The organism is Neisseria sp. P0001.S005, assembly GCF_051963715.1.
This window is the reverse complement of the sequence record NZ_JBQCTZ010000181.1, coordinates 1-6861: the sequence shown is the minus strand read 5'-3', so window position 1 is coordinate 6861 and position 6861 is coordinate 1. Positions and strand designations below refer to the sequence as shown.

The 6861-nt window shown below is 48.8% G+C and carries 7 protein-coding genes and 2 tRNA genes; 4 read left to right on the top strand and 5 right to left on the bottom strand.

Annotation, left to right across the window (positions count from 1 at the left end; genetic code table 11):
- The 3 genes from ACTHSP_RS16140 to ACTHSP_RS16130 all read left to right on the top strand — a co-directional run.
- Positions 1–866 (top strand): polyprenyl synthetase family protein (locus tag ACTHSP_RS16140; protein WP_440346443.1); only part of this gene is annotated, 866 nt, incomplete at its 5' end.
- A 4-nt stretch (positions 867–870) separates the two neighbouring features.
- A complete protein-coding gene (locus ACTHSP_RS16135; RefSeq protein WP_049351132.1) occupies positions 871–1317 on the top strand; it encodes a DUF441 domain-containing protein in 447 nt (148 codons plus the stop codon).
- An 18-nt stretch (positions 1318–1335) separates the two neighbouring features.
- Positions 1336–1410 (top strand) — tRNA-Arg (locus ACTHSP_RS16130).
- 102 nt (positions 1411–1512) lie between these two features.
- Here the strand turns inward: ACTHSP_RS16130 and ACTHSP_RS16125 are convergent.
- Positions 1513–2670: an NnrS family protein gene (locus ACTHSP_RS16125; protein WP_440346442.1), complete on the bottom strand. Its 1158-nt coding sequence runs from the start codon at positions 2668–2670 to the stop codon at positions 1513–1515.
- An 86-nt stretch (positions 2671–2756) separates the two neighbouring features.
- Positions 2757–3137, bottom strand: coding sequence for a hemerythrin domain-containing protein (locus ACTHSP_RS16120; RefSeq protein WP_250601255.1), 381 nt, complete (start codon positions 3135–3137; stop codon positions 2757–2759).
- Positions 3138–3283: 146 nt separating this feature from the next.
- Here ACTHSP_RS16120 and ACTHSP_RS16115 point away from each other — a divergent pair, with 146 nt between their 5' ends.
- Entirely contained in the window at positions 3284–3742 is a 459-nt protein-coding gene (locus ACTHSP_RS16115; protein ID WP_049328858.1) for an RrF2 family transcriptional regulator, read from the top strand.
- A 511-nt stretch (positions 3743–4253) separates the two neighbouring features.
- Here ACTHSP_RS16115 and ACTHSP_RS16110 read toward each other — a convergent pair.
- The 3 genes from ACTHSP_RS16110 to ACTHSP_RS16100 form a co-directional block, all read right to left on the bottom strand.
- Positions 4254–4329, bottom strand: a tRNA-Ile gene (locus ACTHSP_RS16110).
- 93 nt (positions 4330–4422) lie between these two features.
- Positions 4423–5274 carry a dihydropteroate synthase gene (folP, locus tag ACTHSP_RS16105; protein ID WP_440346441.1) on the bottom strand — a complete coding sequence of 284 codons (852 nt, stop codon included), beginning with the start codon at positions 5272–5274 and terminating at the stop codon, positions 4423–4425.
- A gap of 84 nt (positions 5275–5358) precedes the next feature.
- Positions 5359–6861, bottom strand: a 1503-nt coding sequence (locus ACTHSP_RS16100) for an electron transfer flavoprotein-ubiquinone oxidoreductase (RefSeq protein ID WP_440346440.1), incomplete at its 5' end; no start/stop codon positions are given.

Below are 6861 nucleotides of genomic sequence, written 5' to 3'. Positions count from 1 at the left end.
TCGGCACATACATCATCAGCGCGGGCGGTAAGCGCCTGCGTCCGATTATTACCATTTTGGCAGGCAAAGCAGTCGGGTATGACGATAAAAAACTGTACTCGCTGGCAGCAATGGTGGAATTCATCCACACCTCCACCCTCCTGCACGACGATGTCGTCGATGAAAGCGATTTGCGCCGCGGTCGTAAAACGGCAAACAACCTCTTCGGCAACGCGGCGGCTGTTTTGGTCGGCGACTTCCTATATACACGCGCCTTCCAACTGATGGTTGGTTCGGGCAGTATGCGTATTTTGGAAGTAATGGCAGACGCGACCAACATCATCGCCGAAGGCGAAGTCATGCAGCTGATGAACATCGGTAATACGGATATTACCGAAGAGCAATACGTCCAAGTTATCCAATACAAAACAGCAAAACTGTTTGAAGCAGCCGCGCAAGTCGGCGCAATTTTGGGCAAGGCTTCCCCCGAACACGAGCAAGCCTTGAAAGACTACGGCATGTATGTCGGTACGGCTTTCCAAATTATTGATGATGTATTGGACTACTCTGGAGAAACCGAAGAAATCGGCAAAAACGTCGGCGACGATTTGGCAGAAGGCAAACCTACCCTGCCATTGATTTACCTGATGCGAAACGGCTCCGAGCAGGCAGCAAACGATGTGCGCCACGCCTTGGAAAATGCCGACCGCAGCTATTTTGAAAAAATCCATGACTATGTCGTTAACTCAGACGCTTTGCCGTATTCGATTTCCGAAGCGAAAAAAGCCGTCGATAAAGCCATCGCTTCATTGGACGTGTTACCTGACAGCGAAGTCAAAGATGCCATGATCCAACTGGCAAAAGAATCCTTGGCCCGAGTATCTTAATCCGATGAATTTCAGTTTTGTCCCTTTGTTTCTGGTTACGCTGATTTTTTTAGGCGTTGTCAGCAACAACAACTCGATTACGATTTCGGCGGCCGTCTTATTGTTGATGCAGCAAACCGCTTTGTCGCAATACATTCCCTTTGTAGAAAAACACGGCCTGCAAGTGGGCATCATTATGCTGACCATCGGCGTATTGAGTCCGCTGGTTTCCGGCAAAATACAGATTCCGCCGCTGTCCGAGTTTCTCAATTTCAAAATGATTACCTCCGTCCTGATCGGCATCTTTGTCTCTTGGCTTGCCGGACGTGGCGTTCCATTGATGAGCGAACAGCCTGTTTTGGTAACCGGATTATTAATCGGTACTGTCATCGGCGTTGCTTTTCTTGGCGGCATTCCGGTAGGCCCCTTAATTGCCGCCGGCTTATTGTCTTTTTTTGCCGGAAAGGTTTAAAATCCCCTCCTTTAACGCCTCGCCATAGTTCAACGGATAGAACGTATGCCTCCTAAGCGTAAAATACAGGTTCGATTCCTGTTGGCGAGGCCACAGTTTCAATAAAAGCCTTTCATACTTTGAAAGGCTTTTTTTATTATCAATAAATAAGGCCGTCTGAAACTTTTCAGACGGCCTTTTCATTTTGCCAAACCGTTAACCCGGACGACCATCCGAACGCGGACGGATCAGCCAAGGAATATATTTCCATGCGTACAACAGCAGAGATACGGCAAACAAGGCGGCGGAGCAACGGATACTGTGTATGTATGCCGTACCGCTCACAAAGGTAGCCAAAACACGGATAACCGTTGCGGCAATCATCAGCCAAAAGGCGACAGGAACCACTTTAGGCGGCGGATAAATAGAGTTGCCGGTATGGCCAAGCGCAGTTCGTGCCATCATGCCCAAAGTCAGCACGCCGATACCGCCAACGCCGATAAGGTGTACGCCCAAATTCAGGAAACTTGAAATCCAATAAGAAATACCGACAGCAATCAAGCCCAAGCCTGTAAACAGATAGCCGGCAAACAAAATCCAAAGCATAGGCTCTTTCAGTACGGCTTTATACCACCAGCGGTACACCTGCACGGTAAAAATCACACCGGCAGCAATAGAGAACAAAGCAGCCAATTCCGGCAATATGTTATGAGCCATCATCATAGCAGTCAGCATAGGCAGCCAAAGCGATGCGTGCGCGACCCATTGAGGGCTGGGAATTTGCGGTACGTTCAAACGTTTGGACGTAAAGAACGAGATAATCCGCATACCGATTAAACCGATAAAACCGGCCACCATAATCAAACCGGATTGCAGACCGGTCATCAGCGCAATGGCATCAAACGGCTGCATTTTCATATGGAACGCGAAATGGGTACCGCCCAAAACAAAAATAGCAAATACGGCAACATAGTTGCGCTTGTTTTGAGAACGGATTACCGGCAAAGCCATACACACTGCGCCATACCAGAAAAAGATCGTGCCGAATATGCCGCTTGCCGTCGCACCCCAGCCGGGAATAAACGCACACAAACGTGCAAGCAGCCAAAATGCGGTCAAACCTGCCAACGCCTTACCGCGTGTAGGCGGCTGGCCAGTCCAAGTTGCCACCGCGGTCAGCAAGAATGCAATGACAACCAATCCGGCGTAGCCCCAAATCATTTCATGGGCATGCCAATACAAACTCGGCAATTCAGGCGTACCCTGATAGCCGAAGCCCCAAAGCAATATAGACAATGCGCCATACAAAGCCGCCAACGAGTAAAACGGGCGGAAGGCCATTGCCCATACAGGATATTTGAACAAATCGTTCATGGTGGTTCCTTCAATTTTTATATCATCATAAGACAGCAACAGAGGCCGTCTGAAACTTTTCAGACGGCCATCGATTCCCTTCCCTATTACACATTTTCAGGCAAAGGCAAAAAAGGTTCAATCGCAGGAAAAAGCTCGCGCTCCTCAAAACGCGCATGATCGCGCAAAGTCACCGCAAAATCCTTATTCCATGATTCATTCACATATTCAGGATGAGCCATCATCGCACGCAACTTGGCATGATCGCCTTCAAAACGCTGCCTCAACGCCGGATCAACCTTATCCCAATACGGAGCAAACATGGTTTCCTCCTCCAAAAAATGTGGCTCAAGCTCCACAAAATGAGAATCCAGCTCCGCTTGATGGCTTTGCTCCGGCGTACGCAGGAGACGGACGCACAACGACAGCGAGCCATGATGCTCACGGGAAAGTTCTATTAATGCAGGGTGGCGTTTCAAGGGTTTCATAAGTTCGTTATAATGGCAACAGTCTATCAAACTGGATTAATTCAAATGTTTCAGATATTATGAAACCCAACCCCACATAAAGTCAAACGGCCCCTCTCCAAGTACTACGCTTTTGACATATAATAAAAATATCTAAAGAGCCAGCCATGTATCTGACCCAACATACCGATTACGGATTGCGCGTATTGGTTTATACCGCCATCAATGATGACACCCTCGTCAATATCAGCACCATTGCCGAGACTTACAATATTTCCAAAAGCCATTTGATGAAAGTGGTTACCTCATTAGTCAAAGGCGGATTTCTGGTCAGCGTGCGCGGCAAAGGTGGCGGTTTGCGCTTGGCGGATGTTCCAGAAAAAATCAACATCGGCGCAGTCGTCCGCCATCTTGAGCCGATGCAGGTTGTCGAATGCATGGGCGATAACAACGAATGCCTCATTACCCCATCCTGCCGACTGACCGGCATCATTACCGGCGCCATCAAAGCCTTCTTCAACCATTTAGATCAATACTCCCTGCAAGATCTTTTGGACAAACCAACCTACGACATACTCTATACCCCGCGTATCCCGATCAACGAAATACGCAGAATGGTTGATTAAGTCTTCAGGCCGTCTGAAAAACAGTCCGGCTATATCAAAATAATCATCAGCCTCTCAATATAGAGGGTGGTATTACTCGGAAAAATAAAAAATGCCGTCTGAAATTAAGATTTTCAAACAGCATTGTTAATTTTAAAATAATAGAAAGATATCGACCAGAGCAAGCAAAAAGTAACTGCTCGCCATTTACTTATTTCCTAATTAAAAAGTACGCCAAGTATCTTCCCAATCAACGTAACGGTCTTTTTCCAATACAAAATTGGGAACGTTATATACCAATCCCGGCTCAGGCGGCTGATAATCAAAATCAAATTTACCCTCAACAACTATAAAGATGTCAATGTGATAAGCCCATTTCGGCCTAAAAAAGCATTACCTAAATGTGCTTTAACCTTTTGTATCCATTTTATAGGTTGATTTTTATGCTGTTGTTCACATTATATTCCAACCCTTCACAAACCAATAAATACAAAAATGCCCGAAGCCAAAAGCCTCGGGCATTTTTAATATTTGGTGGGTCCGGTGGGTTTCGAACCCACGACCAAGGGATTATGAGTCCCCTGCTCTAACCCCTGAGCTACAGACCCGTCAAGAGTAGAAGCGGATTATAGCATAACTTGTTGCTTGTTCAAGATGCCGGGCAAATGTTTCAGACGGCCTGTTGGTTTTCTATTCGGGCATTATGCCGATACGCCCAATGCTTCCCAAACTTTCAAAGCGTCCGATGTTGCTTTGACATCGTGAACACGGATGATTTGCGCGCCTCTAGCCACTGTGGCCAAAGCGGCTGCGACGCTGCCGTGTACGCGTTTGGCAGCATCTTGTTCGCCTGTCAGCTCGCCAATCATACGTTTGCGCGATACGCCGATCAGAAGGGGGAATCCGGTTGCGTCCATCAATTCAGGCAAATGTTTTATCAGGGTGATGTTGTGTTGCAGGTTTTTGCCGAAACCGAAGCCGGGGTCTAGCGTAATGCGTTCAGGGGCAATGCCTGCTTGAACGCATTCTGTCGCGCGTGCTTTTAAATAACGCGCGACTTCTTCGACGACATCTTGATATTGCGGATTCAGCTGCATGGTTTTGGGCAAACCCTGCATGTGCATGAGACACACGCCCGTCTTCGGCTGTTGCGCCAGCAATGCGACTGCACCTTCATTACTCAATGCGGCAACATCGTTGATAATATCGACGCCGCCTTGCGCCAAGGCTTTTTCCATGATCACCGTGCGGCGCGTGTCCAAGCTGACGGGAACATTCCACTTGGCGACTTCCGCTAAAACCGGCTGCACCCTGGCCCATTCTTCTTCAAGAGAAACATCATCCGAACCCGGGCGGGTAGATTCGCCGCCGATATCGAGAATATCCGCACCGTCTTTCAGCAGCTGCTCGGCATGTGCCAATGCTATTTGGACATTTTGCGAATAGGTGCCGCCATCGGAAAATGAATCGGGGGTCAGATTGACGATGCCCATGATTTTTGGTTTGTCTAAGGCGATTTCAAATCGGCCTGCCTGCCAAATGTGCGTGTTCATAATGCTTCCATTGATGAAATAATAGGATAGAGGCCGTCTGAAACTTTTCAGACGGCCTTTAGGTTTTGACTTCAAAACAGTAAATTACATTCCGCCGTAATTCGGTCCGCTCGCGCCTTCGGGACAAATCCAAGTGATGTTTTGCGTCGGGTCTTTGATGTCACACGTTTTGCAGTGAACGCAGTTGGCGGCGTTGATTTGCAGGCGCGGGTTGCCGTTTTCTTCGACGATTTCATATACGCCGGCCGGACAATAGCGGGTTTCGGGCGAGGCGTATTCTTTGTAGTTTACATCTATCATGACCTGCGGATTTTTCAGCACCAAATGGTCGGGCTGGTTTTCTTCGTGCGCAAGGTTGGCAAGGAAAACGCTGCTCAAACGGTCGAAGGTCAAAACGCCGTCGGGCTTCGGATAGTCAATCGGCTTGCATTCAGCGGCTTTTTTGAGCTGCTCGTTGTCTTTGCCGTGATGTTTCAAAGTCCACGGGGCTTTGCCTCTGAAAATCATCTGGTCGATACCGGTATAGACGGAGCCGAGGTAAACGCCCCATTTGAATGACGGACGGACATTGCGCGCGGCGTAAAGCTCTTGATACAGCCAACTTTGTTCAAAGCGTTGCTGATAATCGGTGGCCTCTTTGCCGCTGTCGAAGCTTTCCACTTCTTCGAGGTTTTCCAACAAAGGAAATACGGCTTCTGCGGCAAGCATGGCGGATTTCATGGCCGTATGGATGCCTTTGATGCGCGGCATATTCAGGAAACCTGCGGCATCACCGACCAAAACGCCGCCTTTGAACGAGAGTTTCGGCAGGCTTTGCAAACCGCCTTCAATCAGCGAACGCGCACCATAAGCGATACGACGGCCACCTTCAAAGGTTTTGCGGATTTCAGGATGGGTTTTGAAACGTTGGAACTCTTCAAACGGCGACAAATAAGGGTTTTGATAATCCAAGCCGACCACAAAGCCGACAGCGACTTTGTTCTCGTCAAAGTGATAAATAAACGAGCCGCCGTAGGTTTTGCTGTCCAACGGCCAGCCTGCGCTGTGCATGACCAAACCGGGCTGATGTTTTTCAGACGGCACTTCCCAAATTTCTTTAATGCCCAAGCCGTAAGTTTGCGGCTCGCTGTTTTGGTCGAGCTTGAATTGTTCAATGACTTGCTTGGAAAGCGAGCCGCGACAGCCTTCGGCAAATATGGTTTGCTGCGCCCAAAGCTCCATGCCGGGCTGGAATGAATCGGTCGGTTCGCCGTCTTTGCCCACACCCATATTACCGGTCGCAATGCCTTTGACCGAACCGTCTTCGTGATAAAGCACTTCGGCAGCGGCAAAGCCCGGATAAATTTCTACGCCCAAATTTTCCGCCTGCTCTGCCAGCCAGCGGACAACTTCGCCCAAGCTGGCGATGTAGTTTGCATGGTTGTCGAAATTAGGAGTAATCGGCAGGTTGAACGCTTTTTTCGCGGTCAGGAACACAACCCTGTCCTTCGTCACTGTGCGTGTCAGCGGCGCGCCTTTTTCTTTCCAATCAGGAATCAGCTCATTCAAAGAAATCGGATCGATGATGGCACCGGCAAGCGAGTGCGC